Raw genomic sequence first — 15,049 nt, 5'->3', positions numbered from 1 at the left:
GATACTTGGACTAATCAAGCTGATGAGACCCAAACAATGGATAAAAAATGGCTTCGTGTTGGCCCCACTGATATTCTCAGGGGATTTTCTTGATGTACATGCGATAAATCAGGCCTTATTGGCCCTGCTGCTATTTTGTGTGGCTTCTTCAGCAACATACATTCTCAATGATATACGCGATATAGAGAGTGACCGACTCCACCCAAAAAAATCCAAGTCTCGCCCATTGGCTGCGGGGATCGTTTCGATTCCAGCCGCATTGCTCCTACTGGGATGCCTTTATGTGGTATTAGTGTGGGGATGGTTTGTGGTGCCGAAAGTAGTCATGGTGATTGCAGTATATTTGTTACTCAATCTGGCTTACACCTTTGTGCTCAAACACCAGCCTGTTGTGGATATATTCACTATCGCTCTCGGCTTTGTTTTACGAGTGTATGCTGGTGCCATGGCACTTGATGTCCCCGTATCTTCTTGGATGTTCATCACTACCTTGTGCCTGGCACTGTATCTTGCCGCCGTAAAACGACGCCAAGAATTGAGTCAGAGTGGTACAGAAGGTAGAAAAGTGCTTGAAAAATATTCGGTCTCATTGGTAGATCGCTATGCCGAAATGTCTGCTACTGGCGCTTTACTATTTTACAGTATGTTTGTGATGTCGGCCAAACCGGAACTGGTTATTACCGTTCCTATGGTTCTCTTTGGCCTATTCCGCTATTGGTTTGTCGTCGAAGAATTGGATGGAGGCGAATCACCAACAGATGCGCTCTTTGCAGACTGGCAGTTATTACTTACGGTGCTGTTGTGGATTGCCGTATGTGGTTGGGCATTGTGGCCAGTACAGGGATAATTATGGACATATCTTACGCACTTACCCCTTTTATTACCTGGCTTATTGCCGGAATCATGAAATTTATAATCAATAGCATCAAGGCTAAGCAACTGGCTTTTGGCTTGATCGGTTATGGTGGGCTCCCCAGTAATCATAGTGCCATTGTTACCAGCATGGCAGCCCTTATTGCTTTCAAAGAGGGGATTCATCATCCCGCTTTTGGTGTAGCAATTACACTAGCTTTCATTGTAATACTGGATGCCAACAGCCTACGCCGTCAAATAGGAAAGCATGCAGTTTTAATTAATAAGTTAATGGTCGATACTTTAGATAACCAGCAACTTCGTGAACGTATGGGTCATACACGTGTTGAAATCGTTGCAGGTATCATAGTAGGAATCGCAGTAGCGGCGGCTATCAATGTGGTTCTTTCTTGATGGAACACAGGATCCCTCATAAACCTATACTAGCCCAACCTAACAGAAGTCAAGTTGTAATCAAGGTGATCTCACTTATCATCGTGGTAGGGATAGTACTTTATGGCGGAATTACAATACTGATTAACAGAGAAGCTTTCGCCGACGCGATTTTAGCGTTTGATAATATCTTATGGACGCAAGTTATAATGCTGTCCTTATCAAGTTATTTGTTACGATTCATCCGCTGGCATAGTTTTATCGTTGCATTAGGATATAACGTTCCCGGTATCCGTAATTTAGAAATCTACCTTGCTGCATTCGCTTTCACTCTGACACCGGGTAAAATTGGTGAAACTGTACGTTCGGTTTATCTTTACCGCTATGGCGTCAGTTATCCACATAGTATCGGTGCCTTTATTTCAGAACGGTTTCTTGATCTGATCGCTGTTGGTGTATTAGCTTCGTTGATAATTTTTATATTTCCTCAGTATCAATTTTGGTTGCTGGGCATAATCGCCTTATTTATAGCAATAGTATTCCTTTTACGCTCTAGATTATTGTCATTAATAATTAACCAATTAGTGAAAGGTTCTCTAAAAATATACGTCATCCAAAGCATATCCGCTGTTACCTTTTTATTATCAAAATATCGACTTGTGGGATGCGTAACTTTGAGCCTTATGGCTTGGACTATGCAGGGAATTTCTCTTTACCTGATTGTTAATGCACTCAACTATGACTTACCAATTGTCAATATCATCGCTATTTATTGCCTAAGTATTTTGGCTGGAGCAGCCTCTTCTATTCCCGGTGGCTTGGGGGCAACAGAAGTGGCAATGACATTACTTCTATCGGCGGTCGGCGTTGGTCAATCTGATGCAATTATTGCCTCAGTCATCAGTCGAGGGCTGACGTTATGGTTCGCAGTTGGTATAGGCGCGGTCGCGATGGCCAAAACAGTTCTGACTCAACCACAGTATTTGACGCGGAAATAGAAAAGTCAGTTCTAATGACAAAACTGACTTTCCTTTTGCAATAAACTTGCCATCAAATGACGGTGCACTTAGCGCGTCGAAGATGCCTGCCATAAATTGAGCTGCTCATCGGCAACATGCTGATCAATAGTACGTAATTCCTCTGCACTAAAGTTCAGGTTATTGAGAGCAGCACAGTTTCCCTCTAATTGTTCTGGCCGGCTGGCACCAATTAAAACCGATGTGAAGCGTCTATCTTTCAACAACCAGCTTAATGCCGTTTGCGCCAAAGACTGCCCACGTAGTTCAGCTAATTCGTTCAACAATTTGATGCTGCGCAGATTTGCTTCTGACAACATAGTTTCTTTGAGCGAACCGCCGCTTCTTTTTTCATACGGGAATCATCAGGAATACCATTGAGATATTTCGCGGTCAGCAACCCTTGTGCCTGAGGTGAAAAAGCAGAGGAATTTTCCATTGCTGCAATAATTCCACCACCTTTATTGTTCGCTCAGAAGAATAGGATGAAATTCCAACATATAATGTTTAACCACTTCGCTAAAGCTGATGCTGTTTCTTCCATTGGCGTATTTTCATCAATACGGTGCGAATAGAATATATCCACATAATCCAGTCCCATACGTTTTAGACTTTGATCCAGGCTGGCCAGCAGATATTTCCGCGAACTGCCAGTACCGTAGGGACCGGGCCACATGTTATAACCGGCTTTAGTCGAGATTATCAGTTCATCACGATAAGGCTTAAAATCATCTTGTAGCAACTTACCGAAGTTTTGTTCTGCCGAACCTGGCGATGGAGCATAATTATTGGCTAAATCGAAATGGGTTGTTCCTAGGTCAAAGGCTTTACGCAATAAAGTTCTCTGCGATTTTAATCTATTGTTAAAACTGCAATTATGCCAAAGTCCAAGTGACAATACGGGAAGCTGCAAGCCGCTTTTCCCACAAAAGCGATATTACATTTGGTTGTATCGAGAAGGATCTGCGTCGTAAGGCATGATGGCTCCATCTCCATTTATTGTATTTTTGAAACAGTATTCCTATTTTATTGCCATCCTCCACAACTGCAAGTAAACCCCTCTGATTGTAAAAATTCTTACTCTACATTTCTGATATCCGAATGATCTCATAACTTATTTGTACTACAATTATTACCACTCTAGGGAATAACTATGGAGGGTTTTGTATGACTGCAATCGATGTAATGTGGGTTGGCCTAGGTGGAGGGATCGGCTCACTATTACGATGGTGGATAGGGCTCGGAATCGGCAAAATATATAAAGGTAATTTTCCCCTCGGTACTTTTATAATTAATATTTCGGGGGCATTTGTAATCGGTTATCTAAGTATTCTTTTTAGTGTCGACTGGCGCGATCGCTATGGCGATCTCATCAATGCCGCCGTATTAACCGGTATTTTAGGCGGTTATACCACCTTCAGTAGCATGCAATTAGATGCGGCAAAACTATCTACAACCCGGGGCAGAGCCATTGCTGCTGGATATCTGATTATTTCTGTATTAGTTGGTTTAGCTGCAGCCGCATTGGGTGCATGGCTGGCTTATTAATCAGAGGGACAATTTATTAACCGGATAATGTTATTAATCGGAGAGCGTTGTTAATCGGAGATAATTGTTATGCCGAATCTTATTATTTTAGTTTTTGTTGGTGGTGCTTTTGGTGCCATGTGTCGCGAATTTATTATGTTATCAGTTCCACGACTGACAGATGGCTTCCCGATGGATATCTTTGTAGCCAATATCATCGCTGCATTTTTATTAGGGTTAGCCACCTCATTCTTTAAAAACGGTAAAATTAACCAATATGTCCACCTGATGGTGGGTACCGGTATTATGGGCGGTCTTTCAACATTTTCTAGTTTCGTATTTGGTGCCGTCGAAATGATGAAAACCCCCAGTGAGGTTTTAGTCTCAATTTGCTACCTGGTCATCAGCCTGATTGTTGGTTTTATCGCTGTTGAATTGGGTTTAATGGTGGGGCCAAAAGAAAAACCTAAAGATCAACAAACTGCCACGCAATAAGAAAAGGCAGGGATAGCTCAAGGTATAAAAAACACCCTCATAATGAGGGTGTTTTTTATGTGTACCTGCCGATAATTCAATATATTTAATCTAATTTTTGGCAATTGCCAAAGAACATCTCGGTAATAAGAGAGTTATTAATCGTATCGCCATTTAAGGTTCTAACCAGCAGTTCGCTACCTAACAATGGCAATGAGAACACCATATCAGGGTTAACTCGTTTAACTTTTTGCATATTTTGCGTTTCATTAACTAGAGCTAATGTTTTCGTACTCTCACCGGCAATCTCTTTTGCTGCCAGAATGGTAAAGGTGTTGTCGGCATCATTGTTGCATAATGCGATAATATATTTTGCCCTGGCAGCACCGGCTAACTTCAGTGTTTCGACAGAAGAGGGATCGCCCTCAATAATATCTGCATGTCGAGGAAAACCGTGTTGGCTGCCCACTGCGCAAACCACAGTAACATCATCACCCCGGTCATGCAGACCGTTATAAACATTTAGCGCCAAAGAACTGGAACCGACAATAATAAAATGATTTTTACGTTCCACGTGAGAGATCCTACCTTTAACAATGCGTTTAATATTATTACTGACTATCGGGCCGGCAATAGAAGCAATCGAAGTCGCAAAGACTGTAATACCAGCAATAATCACCGTAAGAGTGAACATTCTCGCCACAGTGGTATGCGGAATAATATCCCCGAAGCCCACTGTCGACATACAAACAATCGCGAAATAGAACGCTGTAGGTAAATCGGTTACTACAGGTGCGAACTCATCACCCATGTAAAGTGTACCCAACATACTGTAGACAATTAACGAAGAAACACTTGCTATCGCAAAGAATGTTGCACTCCCAAGACTGTAATGATCAAACTCGCGCCAATAAAATAGCAGCGCAACAAGGACAATAAGTGAATAAGTGGTCAGTTTATTCTGATCTTTCAGAATAAAGAGATTGATAACAACCAGAGCGAACAACAGTAGCACGGTCAGAAACCACGCAGTACGCGTCTTCATTGAAATTGCAAATGCCATCAATATCAATAGCAGACCGATGATAAACTTTGGAATTTCAAATAATTCAAGGAAACTTAATGCCTCCTTCCAGGTGCTGAAATTGTTTACCGCATCGGTTGAATGAGAAAACGCTCGGAAAAGCACCGGACTTAACACCAGCCCCCCATTAATAGCAACTAAAATAGCCAATAAAAGGGGTATTGATACCTTGGTTTTAATTTCCTGTAATATTTTCATCAAGAGAGTGGCTAAATTGTTATAGGTAACTCACAGTATAGATAAAAAACAATAAAAATCATGGTTAAATATGATTATTTTTGACTAAAATCAACTGATAATTCGGTTATCACTATAAAGACATATCACATGAAGAATTTTACATTTTGTAAAGCTATTCATACTCAATAATTAGTAAAACAATGGGTATATAGTTGGCAAGAATGCCATTATTGGTTAATAATATACAGGTTCTCTGGCATATAGGAAATTCCAGCGTTCGTAGCCTTGAGTGATATCTATCACTCTTAAATTAATTATCTTAAATATTTCATTATATTTAACAGATAAATAAGGAAATAAGCATGTTCTATAAATCACTTCGTAATATTGCATTGACTGGCTTATTACTTTCCGCTGCCGCAACAAGCTTTGCAGCAACCACTAGCACAACGGCGACTACCCCAAGTGATATGACCTGCAAAGAGTTCCTGGATCTGAATCCTAAATCATTTACTCCAGTTGTTTATTGGGTATTAAATGATGACACTCAATATAAGAAAGGTGATTATGTTGATTTGCATGAGACTGACACTATCGTGACACCGAAAGTTGTCGAAGTCTGCAAAAAAGCACCTGAAAGCAAACTATCTGAAATTAAAAAGGATATTTTAGGTTTTGCTAAAAAACATATGTAATCTGTAAAGCAGATAAAAAAGGCGCTTATTAAGCGCCTTTTTTATTTATTTCATTTATAATTAACGAGTTATACTTAACTTATCATATCCACGAACATAATAGTTAACCGCAGAAACTACCCAGCACAGTATAAACATACCAATAATCCAGTAACCTATCTCACCTAAGTTTTCACTGATATTATTTATTGGCGTCCAAACACCACCTGTCAAACCGAGCTTATCTGCAATTAATCCCAACGCCTCAATCCCACCGATAAAGAATGCAATAATAACTGAAGCTGCTGTGATGGTAATGTTGTAATACAATTTTCGTATTGGTTTAGAAAAAGCCCAACCATAAGCGCCAATCATGACAAAATTATCAAGCGAGTCGATAAGGGCCATCCCAGATGCAAATAAAATGGGGAAAACCATAATTGACCATAAATTCATACCATGGGTGGCACTGGCAGCAGAGATTCCTAAAACCCCAACTTCGGTTGCAGTATCAAAACCCAAACCGAATAAAAAACCAACGGGGTACATATGCCAACTTTTATTCACCATGTTAAATACACGTTTGAATATTCTGGCAAGAAGTCCACCGTTATTGGTCACTAATAGGTCAAGCTCTTCATCTTTATAGACATGTCCTGCTTTGACCTGTTTAAACTTTTTATACACTGAAATCAGAATGGTTAAATTAAGAAAACCAAACAGTAATAAAAACAGTGATGAAACCATCGTACCAATCAAACCACCGGTTTCATGAAACCATGCCATATTATCTTTAAACGCCATCGCGGTAGCGGCGATAGCCAGTGAAGCTAATATGACAATAGTTGAATGACCGAGGGAGAAGAATGTTCCCACCGCAATCGGCGTCTTCCCCTGTTGCATCAATTTACGAGTGACATTATCAATGGCTGCAATATGGTCAGCATCAACAGCATGACGCAAACCAAAGCTGTAAGCCAGAAATGCCATCCCCATCAACACCGCATTACCATTAAATTCAGTGAAAGCCCAAAGCCACGCCAGGCCATTAACTATCAATAAACCAATTAATAAGTAAATGGCATGACGTTTAGTTTGCTGATTGCCAAATGCACTACGTTTCTCTATCCCAGTCGACATATTCATACTCCAGAATAAATGACTATTGTCTATGCGCTGGCATTACATCTTTATTAGGAACCAGGAATAACCACGAAGCGAGAACAAATGGCATCGTCAACGTTGGAATACCGATAGGGGACAATAAGATATTCAGAGCGCCCTGTACTATAACCGTAAAAATAACGCCGATGATGGTATAAGCCAATACACGCCAACTGGGTTTATTAAAGGTCGAACCTAAAGCTATTGCAGTCAATACCGCACTAAATGCATAAAGCCCGGCATCAATACTGCTCGGGTTTGCGCCAAGAAATATAGCGGTAAATATCGCCAGTAACGATCCCCCCACTGCAAATATTGCCGCCCAAAGCGATTCTACCGCCAGCCCGATAATAAAAAGAATACCGCCAATCAAACTACTAAATAAGAATACTTGCGAAACACCACTGAACATATTAACAAAAATATTGCTACCAGCTGCAGCTGCACTGGCATCTAATACCAGAGGATGAGGAAGCGCAGGTGCCGGTAATCCACTACTCTGCAGACCAGTAAAGGCGTAGCTCGCCAGTAATATCATCCAGGTAGTGAGTACAAAAGGTGCGGTTAATGCCGCAACTTTCCAGGTTTTCAAAATATCGGCGATACAAGCCATAACAATAACCGACACGATGCTACCTAAAATAATGCACGCCCAGACTGTCGGTGTGGCAACCAAAAATGTCGGTAATGCCGTCCCCACTAAACACCCGTTATAACCGTATAATCCCGCGCGCCATGATTTACGATCGCGCATCGTTAATCCAGTGAGTGTTGCCACTACCGTTCCCAGCACACATCCATATGCCACTGCCGGATTACCTTCACCGTAGGCTCCGACAAATATTGCGATAAAAAAGAATAGCCCAGTCAGAGGGTTATTCTGAAACATCACTTGAGCACAGCCGCGTAGCGTTGTATCGATAAATTCAATGAAAACATTCGAAGCACTGAGTTGTGCCCAACCGGATTGATTGCCCGTTTTAGCATCCATTATTTTATCCTTGTAACTTAAAACTGCAGCTCTATTAACTGCATTCATTTTTCGTTGCAGCGATATTTTGCTGCAACGCCGATGACTTTTAGCAAAACCTTAGCGCCACAAGAATTGTTCCGGCAATGTAATACCGAGAATTTCCTCACGTGCTATTTTCCAAAACTGCCGGACTTCAGCCTTAACACCGGCGCTATCAATACCGAGGGCTTTAAATACCAATCCGCAATCATTTGGCAAACGCGTCGCGCCACTGGCAATACCGCCTTTAATATCAAAATGAGCCGGTACCCGCGCCAGAATGCGGTCATGATGCTCTTTGGGGGTTAATAAGATCACATTGCCAAACGCATCAAATGATTGCATCACCCCAATAGCATCAAGACTTTCTGACTTTGGTTCCAATATATATTTCTCAACAAATAGCTCTTTACCTGCTGGCAGTTCTTTACCCAAAAAAACGTGCGCTGCTACTCGAGAGGAATAAACATCAAAACCAAAGCGCTCATCTGCATGGTGATATTTACGCCCAGACATCAGAACTTCCGAATAAATCGCCGTCGCTGTCGGATGAATATTAATGGTGGTATCAGTAATAAAACGCGAGTTACGATGTGGAATAAGTGGGTCTGGCATAAATTCAAGATACCCCCCCTCTTCCACCGTAAAATTCTGTATTTGCGACGCGTAGTTGGCATTCATCATATGAACTTTGGTCGCCGACTGTGTAGTGACATGGGCGCAAGCCCCCGCCTCCACAATCACGTCAGTGGCTAGACGGTCACCTTGTAAAATGCATCCTGAAGTCGAGATCATGGTGACACAAGGCAGTTCGGGCATTTCTTCATCCCAGTACAGTGCTTTTTGCACCATTGAGGGCACCCGCCTTTCCATTTCGGCCAAAATACTGCGATGTTCACGTTTGGCAAATCTCAGTTTGAGATAGCCGCTTTTCCCTACCGCCCCGCTACGCATTTGCGCCGGTTCATCTTGGTACTCCGCGAGTTCCGGTGCGTTAATACCTAATGCGTGAGCGCGAACCCGTGAAGGAGTTTCCACGATATTCTGGCTCTGCGATGTCATGCATGTTCTCCTTGTGGCTGCACATGGGTAAACAAGAAGTCGCGCATAATCATATCCACCAACTCTTCAATGCCCTGCCCAGTTTTACAGTTGGTCAGAATATAAGGGCGCTCGCCACGAACCACTTTGGTGTCACTTTCCATCACATCCAGGCTGGCACCGACATAAGGGGCGAGGTCAATTTTGTTGATGACAAGAATGTCCGCCTGAACCAAACCTGGACCATTTTTACGCGGGATTTTTTCCCCTTCCGCCACATCGATGACATAGATATAGAAGTCGGCTAAAGCCGGGCTAAAGGTCAGTGTCAGGTTGTCGCCACCGCTTTCAATCATGATGAGGTCGCTGTCAGGGAAGCGCTCTTCCATCTCTTCCACCGCAGCAATATTCATACTTGGGTCTTCGCGCACCGCAGTATGTGGGCAAGCACCGGTTTCGACCCCGAGGATCTTCTCTTCATCCAGAATGCCTTTCAGGGTACGTTTCACCTGTTTGGCATCCTCGGTAGTGACGATGTCATTGGTAATGATCAGAGGCTTAATACCCCGTTTGATCAGAATAGGGGTGATCACTTCGATAATGGCGGTTTTACCTGAACCCACCGGGCCACCAATACCAATGCGGGTGATCTTTTTGCGTTTATCGGTTGAATGGCTATTCACGGGGTAATCCTCTTAGTTTTATCTGATATTGGCCAAGTAGTTGGCCAATAAGCTGTCCTCGGCGAGTCCACTCACCCAGCACTCAGAAGTCATTTTATCAATCAGTTAAATAGTCGATCAGTTGCTAAACAGACGAACATGCGCTTTCACATGCACCGCCGCCAGAACATCAACAATAGGGACATAAGAAGACATCTGTTCAATATCGCCAATTTCGGCAATATCACAGAATTTCTCAATGTCGTGATTCAATTCAAACAAGATATGCTGTGTGTCAAAATGGGTTACGCGCATCAAACGCATAGCCGCACTTAATATCGTCACCGCCACACCATATTGGTGCATCACCACCACTTCCCGCTGCCCAATGCCCTGCGCTGCCATGACCACCGCCTGAGTGACCGGATAAGTCCCAGCGGTATTGCCATTTTTTATCTGCTCCAGCCACCAGCTTATCAGCGGATGTTCCACCACATGGATTGACATCTCCGCCAGTTTTTTCCCCATACGGGTTGCCATCAGGCGACTTTCTTCATTGAGTTTGCGATTATTTACGGCCCAGTCAGCTCGGATAATGCCGTCACGATCGTCGGCCATAACTGCACGATGGGCAGCAACTACACCCATGCCATCACAACTGGCCGCCTGCTTGAGTGCCGTCAATACAAAGCCTTTTAATGTTGGTACGTCTCGTACGACGCCAGTTTGAATGGCGGACTCCACGCCATTGGAAAACGTGAAGGCCCCGACCGGCAGTACGGAATCACCAAATTGCATGATACGAATGAGATCTGATGCATTCATTGCGGTGCCTCCCTGCCAGAATCAGTGTTTATGGTCGTGATCGTGATCGCCGTGGCTATGACTGTGGTCATGGTCGTGGCTATGTGCATGCCCATCGCCGTGGGAATGAATCGCGTGAACATGTAAGCCGGAGCCATGGGGTTCATCCAAAGGGCTGGCAACATGAACATGAGTATCGGTATCTTCAGCCCCGCCGAACAGCAGACGCGCTTCGGAATTACTCAGTAACGGCAGAATTTCCGCCCCTTTAACAAAACGGAAAGGTAAATGCTGGAACCCGTGGGTTCTCATCACCGAATCCATCATGGTGGTGGCCACTGTCAGAGGCACATAAACCTCGTTATTTTTTGTAACCGCTTTCCAGTGCTGGTTACCCAGTGCATGCCCCAGTTCAAAGCAGGTTTTAATCAATTCATCTGGTGAACGACTTTTCAGTTCACTCAGATCGATAACCATCACATCACGTAAATTGATTTGTACTACTACCGCGACATTGGTTTCTTCATCCCACGCCAGCACATCCCCATCAGCCAGAACGACGTGTCGGTCGAGCGAAATACCCAGATCCAACCCCTGCGTGCTGAGTTTACGGCAACGGCTTTTTTGCGCTTCACGTTGATCCAAAACCAAGAGATCAAAAGTGGCGTTTTTGAGTTTCTCTTGCCAAACCGAATCTTTTTTCACATTGCCAAGAATGTGCTCTATCAAAATCATATATTGACTCCTTACCTGTATTTTTGGCAAAAGCCAGTTGCCCACAGTAATGAAATCCGTTTCTGTGCCACACATCCCGGCTATTGTTTTTCGCCCCATCCAACAGCCAGATGACACTTACCATGAGCAAACTGAATGCTTAATAAACTGGATTTGAGTCCAGATTTATCTATTAATCAGCCAAAGCCTTGTTAACCAAAGCTCTTGTTAACCAAAGAAATAACGTTGGTTCATCGACGCTGTATCAATAGGCTCACAGGTGGCATGTACGCCATCCACTTTCACCGCAAAGGTTTCAGGGTCTACTTCAATGTTTGGTGTTTGGTCATTACGCACCAGGTCACGTTTAGAGATGGTTCGACAGTTTTTAACCGCCATAACCTGACGCTCTAATCCGGCTTTCTCTTTCACACCATCATCCAGTGCGGCCTGAGAAACAAAGGTAACGCAAGTGTCTTGCATGGTTTTACCCATAGCGCCAAACATTGGGCGATAGAACACTGGTTGTGGCGTTGGTAATGATGCGTTCGGATCCCCCATTGCCGCCCAGTTGATCATGCCGCCTTTGATAACCATCTTAGGTTTCGCACCAAAGAAACGTGGATCCCACAGCACCAAATCGGCCATTTTACCCACTTCAACTGAACCGATGACATGGCTGACACCTTGTGCAATCGCTGGGTTAATGGTGATTTTTGCCACATAGCGCAGTACACGGAAGTTATCATTACCCGGCGCATCTTCTGGCAATTTGCCACGTGATGCTTTCATTGCGTTAGCCGTTTGCATCACTCGTAGCCAGTTTTCCCCAACACGCCCCATGGCTTGTGAGTCACTGGAGAACATGGAGATAACCCCCATATCGTGCAGAACGTTTTCTGCCGCGATAGTTTCCGGACGCACACGACTTTCGGCAAAGGAGACGTCAGCAGGCACATTCGGGTTGAGGTTGTGACACACCATGATCATGTCGAACAGTTCGGCTTGACTGTTAACCCCGTATGGCAGGGTTGGGTTAGTCGAACTTGGCAGTACGTTAGGCTGGCTGGCAACACGGATGATATCCGGTGCATGGCCCCCACCTGCACCCTCGGTATGGAAGGTATGGATGGTGCGGCCTTCGAAGGCATCAATGGTGTCTTCTACATAACCACATTCGTTTAAACTGTCGGTATGTACGGAAACCTGAATATCCATTTCATCTGCCATCCGTAATGAATGGCGCAGGGCGTTTGCTGTTGCGCCCCAGTCTTCGTGAACTTTATAGCCGACAACACCGGCAATCGCCTGTTCCAACAGTGGGCCACGGCCAAAAGAGTTACCTTTACCCAGAATACCCACGTTGACTGGCAGGCCTTCAACTGAGCGCAGCATCTGGCGAATATTCCAAGGGCCAGGTGTTACAGTCGTCCCATTAGTACCGTCGGTTGGGCCAATCCCTCCACCAAAGAAAGTTGCCACGCCATTAGAGAGCGCATGGTAAGCCTGTTGTGGGGAGATTAAATGAATGTGGCTATCAATACCGGCGGCGGTCAGAATCAAATGCTCACCGGAAATAGCATCGGTGCTTACACCAACGACCATGCCGGGAGTCACGCCATCCATCACCCCTGGGTTACCACTTTTGCCGATACCGGCAATTTTACCATCGCGAATACCGACGTCGGCTTTGATAACCCCTAAACGGGCATCAACAATGGTGACGTTGGTTATGACTAAATCCAGAACACCGTTATCGCGTGTCAGATGGTTATTCGCGCCCATTCCGTCACGTAATGACTTACCGCCACCGTAAACTGACTCTTCACCATATCCACGCAGGTCTTTTTCGATTTCGATAAATAGATTGGTATCACCCAAGCGGATTTTATCGCCGGTCGTTGGGCCAAATAGACCCGCGTATTCTTGCCGAGAAATTTGAGGCATCTGTCGCTCCTTTCTTTTTCCGGTACGCGTAACTTTCATCTTTCAAGTTGCGGATGAGTTAGCTGCTCTCGCTCACCCGGATCACTTACTTGGGTAAGCTCATCGGGACTATCACGTTTGCCGCCTTCCTGAAACTTGAAATCTATGGGTTATAGCTAATTACACGTATGCGAATTTCGATGATTTGTTATTTACATAAGGCGTTATTTAGATGATTTAAAACCACGCTCAGCCGCTCGACGGATAGCTTCTTGCTTATCCGGACGTTCACTATTAGGAACCACACCTTCACCGGTCCAACCATCTACCAGGTTATTAAAGCCATACAGTGTTTGCTTGCCACCAAAAGGAATAAGCGGAACTTCGGTTTCATCTCCGGGTTCAAAACGGATTGCGGTTGTTGAAGAGATATTCAGCCTTTTTCCGTATGCCGCTGCACGATCAAATTCCAGTGCGCGGTTAGCTTCAAAGAAGTGGAAATGTGAACCCACTTGAATTGGCCGGTCACCGGTATTACGAACTTTCACTTTGGTAACGGGCTTATTTTCGTTAAAGGTGATCGGTGTATCGGCTAAAATGCAACCACCCAATGGAGTATTTTGTTCTGCATTATCTTTAGTGCTTTTCTTTGCGCTCATGCTTTGATCCTCTGCAAAATTCAATTCAGGTTTTTACTCGCATGTTGCCGTCACTTATTTAATAGGGTCGTGTACTGTGACCAAACGGCTACCGTCAGTAAAAATTGCTTCGACCTGAACATTCGGAATCAGATCTGCTACCCCGTCCATCACATCATCTTTGGTAAGAACTTTACTGGCTTCTTTCATCACATCTTCTACAGATTTGCCATCTCTGGCCCCTTCCATTGCAGTGACGGTGATAATAGAAACAGCTTCCGGATAATTGAGTTTCAAGCCACGCGCTTTGCGCTTGAACGCCACATCTGACAGCGTGTAGATCATAAGCTTTTCAACTTCTCTTGGGGTGAGCTGCATAAGCCCTCCTGTATCTGGTTAAGAAAGTGAAAGTGAGAAAAATAGCCTACAAAAAAAGACGAGCAAACCCCGGTTATACCAGGGGTATATATTCCTGCTTAAGGGATTTTCCCGTCAGAGTTATTTGTATATCCATTTTTCGGGGTGGGTATTTTTTACCGTATTTAGTTATCTCAAGCAATAGTGAAAGTGTATTTGTTAATATTTTCTTACTAAAATAGAAAATAGCTGATGAATTTATCCACAGTGATAAATATATGGGCGAATTAATTAACCATTTGCATTCCATAGCTAATCTCATAGCTACTAATCCCCTGTATTTAATACTCTGCTCCAGGATATTTCCTCTTAGCAGAGAAACTTATAAATTGCCATAAAAAAATCATCTATAATCAGTATAGACCAAAATCTGAGAATTTCATCATTAATTAAAAATTTAGTAAAAATGACAATACACGAAACAGGAATGAGCAAATTTAACACATAAAAAACAATGACTTAAAAACAAAT

At 43.7% G+C, this 15,049-nt stretch carries 16 protein-coding genes and 1 pseudogene; 6 read left to right on the top strand and 11 right to left on the bottom strand.

Annotated features, from left to right (window positions below):
* Window positions 1–22: 22 nt before the first annotated feature.
* Genes ACF3VQ_RS05010 through ACF3VQ_RS05000 form a run of 3 tightly spaced genes read left to right on the top strand, consistent with a single transcriptional unit; the run spans window position 23 to window position 2,243 of the window.
* Complete coding sequence (locus tag ACF3VQ_RS05010; protein ID WP_392433654.1) at window positions 23–847, top strand: decaprenyl-phosphate phosphoribosyltransferase; 825 nt, start codon at window positions 23–25, stop codon at window positions 845–847.
* 2 nt (window positions 848–849) lie between these two features.
* Window positions 850–1,266, top strand: coding sequence for a divergent PAP2 family protein (locus ACF3VQ_RS05005; RefSeq protein ID WP_392433653.1), 417 nt, complete (start codon window positions 850–852; stop codon window positions 1,264–1,266).
* Window positions 1,266–2,243: a YbhN family protein gene (locus ACF3VQ_RS05000; protein WP_392433652.1), complete on the top strand. Its 978-nt coding sequence runs from the start codon at window positions 1,266–1,268 to the stop codon at window positions 2,241–2,243. The genes ACF3VQ_RS05005 and ACF3VQ_RS05000 overlap by 1 nt, the downstream gene beginning before the upstream one ends.
* Before the next feature lie 68 nt (window positions 2,244–2,311).
* Here the strand turns inward: ACF3VQ_RS05000 and ACF3VQ_RS04995 are convergent.
* Window positions 2,312–3,174 (bottom strand): annotated as a pseudogene (locus ACF3VQ_RS04995) (aldo/keto reductase).
* Between the two features lie 254 nt (window positions 3,175–3,428).
* Here ACF3VQ_RS04995 and ACF3VQ_RS04990 point away from each other — a divergent pair.
* Both ACF3VQ_RS04990 and crcB read left to right on the top strand, forming a co-directional pair.
* The gene (locus tag ACF3VQ_RS04990; protein WP_392433651.1) at window positions 3,429–3,809 is read left to right on the top strand and encodes a fluoride efflux transporter FluC; all 381 of its coding nucleotides are present in this window, start codon (window positions 3,429–3,431) and stop codon (window positions 3,807–3,809) included.
* A gap of 69 nt (window positions 3,810–3,878) precedes the next feature.
* A complete protein-coding gene (gene crcB, locus ACF3VQ_RS04985; RefSeq protein WP_392433650.1) occupies window positions 3,879–4,283 on the top strand; it encodes a fluoride efflux transporter CrcB in 405 nt (134 codons plus the stop codon).
* 85 nt (window positions 4,284–4,368) lie between these two features.
* Here crcB and kch read toward each other — a convergent pair whose 3' ends face one another.
* A complete protein-coding gene (gene kch, locus ACF3VQ_RS04980; protein ID WP_392433649.1) occupies window positions 4,369–5,544 on the bottom strand; it encodes a voltage-gated potassium channel protein in 1,176 nt (391 codons plus the stop codon).
* A gap of 344 nt (window positions 5,545–5,888) precedes the next feature.
* Here kch and hdeB point away from each other — a divergent pair, with 344 nt between their 5' ends.
* A complete protein-coding gene (gene hdeB / locus ACF3VQ_RS04975) occupies window positions 5,889–6,221 on the top strand; it encodes an acid-activated periplasmic chaperone HdeB (protein WP_392433648.1) in 333 nt (110 codons plus the stop codon).
* 60 nt (window positions 6,222–6,281) lie between these two features.
* Here the strand turns inward: hdeB and ACF3VQ_RS04970 are convergent, their stop codons facing one another.
* The 9 genes from ACF3VQ_RS04970 to ACF3VQ_RS04930 all read right to left on the bottom strand — a co-directional run bounded on the left by ACF3VQ_RS04970 (window position 6,282) and on the right by ACF3VQ_RS04930 (window position 14,539).
* Window positions 6,282–7,340 carry a HoxN/HupN/NixA family nickel/cobalt transporter gene (locus ACF3VQ_RS04970; RefSeq protein ID WP_392433647.1) on the bottom strand — a complete coding sequence of 353 codons (1,059 nt, stop codon included), beginning with the start codon at window positions 7,338–7,340 and terminating at the stop codon, window positions 6,282–6,284.
* Between the two features lie 22 nt (window positions 7,341–7,362).
* A complete protein-coding gene (gene yut, locus ACF3VQ_RS04965; protein WP_392433646.1) occupies window positions 7,363–8,355 on the bottom strand; it encodes an urea transporter in 993 nt (330 codons plus the stop codon).
* A 99-nt stretch (window positions 8,356–8,454) separates the two neighbouring features.
* The gene (locus ACF3VQ_RS04960; RefSeq protein ID WP_392433645.1) at window positions 8,455–9,438 is read right to left on the bottom strand and encodes an urease accessory protein UreD; all 984 of its coding nucleotides are present in this window, start codon (window positions 9,436–9,438) and stop codon (window positions 8,455–8,457) included.
* Window positions 9,435–10,100, bottom strand: a complete 666-nt coding sequence (ureG, locus tag ACF3VQ_RS04955) for an urease accessory protein UreG (RefSeq protein ID WP_004390399.1) — start codon at window positions 10,098–10,100, stop codon at window positions 9,435–9,437. Before ureG ends, ACF3VQ_RS04960 begins: the two co-directional genes overlap by 4 nt.
* A gap of 117 nt (window positions 10,101–10,217) precedes the next feature.
* Entirely contained in the window at window positions 10,218–10,904 is a 687-nt protein-coding gene (locus tag ACF3VQ_RS04950) for an urease accessory protein UreF (protein WP_392433644.1), read from the bottom strand.
* Between the two features lie 21 nt (window positions 10,905–10,925).
* The gene (gene ureE, locus ACF3VQ_RS04945) at window positions 10,926–11,618 is read right to left on the bottom strand and encodes an urease accessory protein UreE (protein ID WP_392433643.1); all 693 of its coding nucleotides are present in this window, start codon (window positions 11,616–11,618) and stop codon (window positions 10,926–10,928) included.
* Between the two features lie 207 nt (window positions 11,619–11,825).
* Window positions 11,826–13,544, bottom strand: a complete 1,719-nt coding sequence (locus tag ACF3VQ_RS04940; protein WP_392433642.1) for an urease subunit alpha — start codon at window positions 13,542–13,544, stop codon at window positions 11,826–11,828.
* 203 nt (window positions 13,545–13,747) lie between these two features.
* Window positions 13,748–14,182: an urease subunit beta gene (locus ACF3VQ_RS04935; protein ID WP_392433641.1), complete on the bottom strand. Its 435-nt coding sequence runs from the start codon at window positions 14,180–14,182 to the stop codon at window positions 13,748–13,750.
* Between the two features lie 54 nt (window positions 14,183–14,236).
* Entirely contained in the window at window positions 14,237–14,539 is a 303-nt protein-coding gene (locus ACF3VQ_RS04930; protein ID WP_002215288.1) for an urease subunit gamma, read from the bottom strand.
* Between the last annotated feature and the right edge of the window lie 510 nt (window positions 14,540–15,049).

This window comes from Yersinia fenwicki (assembly GCF_043099325.1).
GTDB lineage: Bacteria > Pseudomonadota > Gammaproteobacteria > Enterobacterales > Enterobacteriaceae > Yersinia.
Note: the sequence above shows the minus strand (reverse complement) of the source record. Positions and strands in the feature narration are given on the sequence as shown.

What these genes read in the sequence shown, in the direction of transcription:
- ureE (WP_392433643.1), bottom strand. Translation starts at nt 11,618, where the DNA reads ATGATTTTGATAGAGCACATTCTTGGCAATGTGAAAAAAGATTCGGTT.
- ACF3VQ_RS04935 (WP_392433641.1), bottom strand. Translation starts at nt 14,182, where the DNA reads ATGAGCGCAAAGAAAAGCACTAAAGATAATGCAGAACAAAATACTCCA.
- ACF3VQ_RS04940 (WP_392433642.1), bottom strand. Translation starts at nt 13,544, where the DNA reads ATGCCTCAAATTTCTCGGCAAGAATACGCGGGTCTATTTGGCCCAACG.
- ACF3VQ_RS05010 (WP_392433654.1), top strand. Translation starts at nt 23, where the DNA reads ATGAGACCCAAACAATGGATAAAAAATGGCTTCGTGTTGGCCCCACTG.
- ACF3VQ_RS05000 (WP_392433652.1), top strand. Translation starts at nt 1,266, where the DNA reads ATGGAACACAGGATCCCTCATAAACCTATACTAGCCCAACCTAACAGA.
- ACF3VQ_RS04990 (WP_392433651.1), top strand. Translation starts at nt 3,429, where the DNA reads ATGACTGCAATCGATGTAATGTGGGTTGGCCTAGGTGGAGGGATCGGC.
- ACF3VQ_RS04970 (WP_392433647.1), bottom strand. Translation starts at nt 7,340, where the DNA reads ATGTCGACTGGGATAGAGAAACGTAGTGCATTTGGCAATCAGCAAACT.
- hdeB (WP_392433648.1), top strand. Translation starts at nt 5,889, where the DNA reads ATGTTCTATAAATCACTTCGTAATATTGCATTGACTGGCTTATTACTT.
- crcB (WP_392433650.1), top strand. Translation starts at nt 3,879, where the DNA reads ATGCCGAATCTTATTATTTTAGTTTTTGTTGGTGGTGCTTTTGGTGCC.
- kch (WP_392433649.1), bottom strand. Translation starts at nt 5,544, where the DNA reads ATGAAAATATTACAGGAAATTAAAACCAAGGTATCAATACCCCTTTTA.
- yut (WP_392433646.1), bottom strand. Translation starts at nt 8,355, where the DNA reads ATGGATGCTAAAACGGGCAATCAATCCGGTTGGGCACAACTCAGTGCT.
- ACF3VQ_RS05005 (WP_392433653.1), top strand. Translation starts at nt 850, where the DNA reads ATGGACATATCTTACGCACTTACCCCTTTTATTACCTGGCTTATTGCC.
- ACF3VQ_RS04960 (WP_392433645.1), bottom strand. Translation starts at nt 9,438, where the DNA reads ATGACATCGCAGAGCCAGAATATCGTGGAAACTCCTTCACGGGTTCGC.
- ACF3VQ_RS04950 (WP_392433644.1), bottom strand. Translation starts at nt 10,904, where the DNA reads ATGAATGCATCAGATCTCATTCGTATCATGCAATTTGGTGATTCCGTA.
- ACF3VQ_RS04930 (WP_002215288.1), bottom strand. Translation starts at nt 14,539, where the DNA reads ATGCAGCTCACCCCAAGAGAAGTTGAAAAGCTTATGATCTACACGCTG.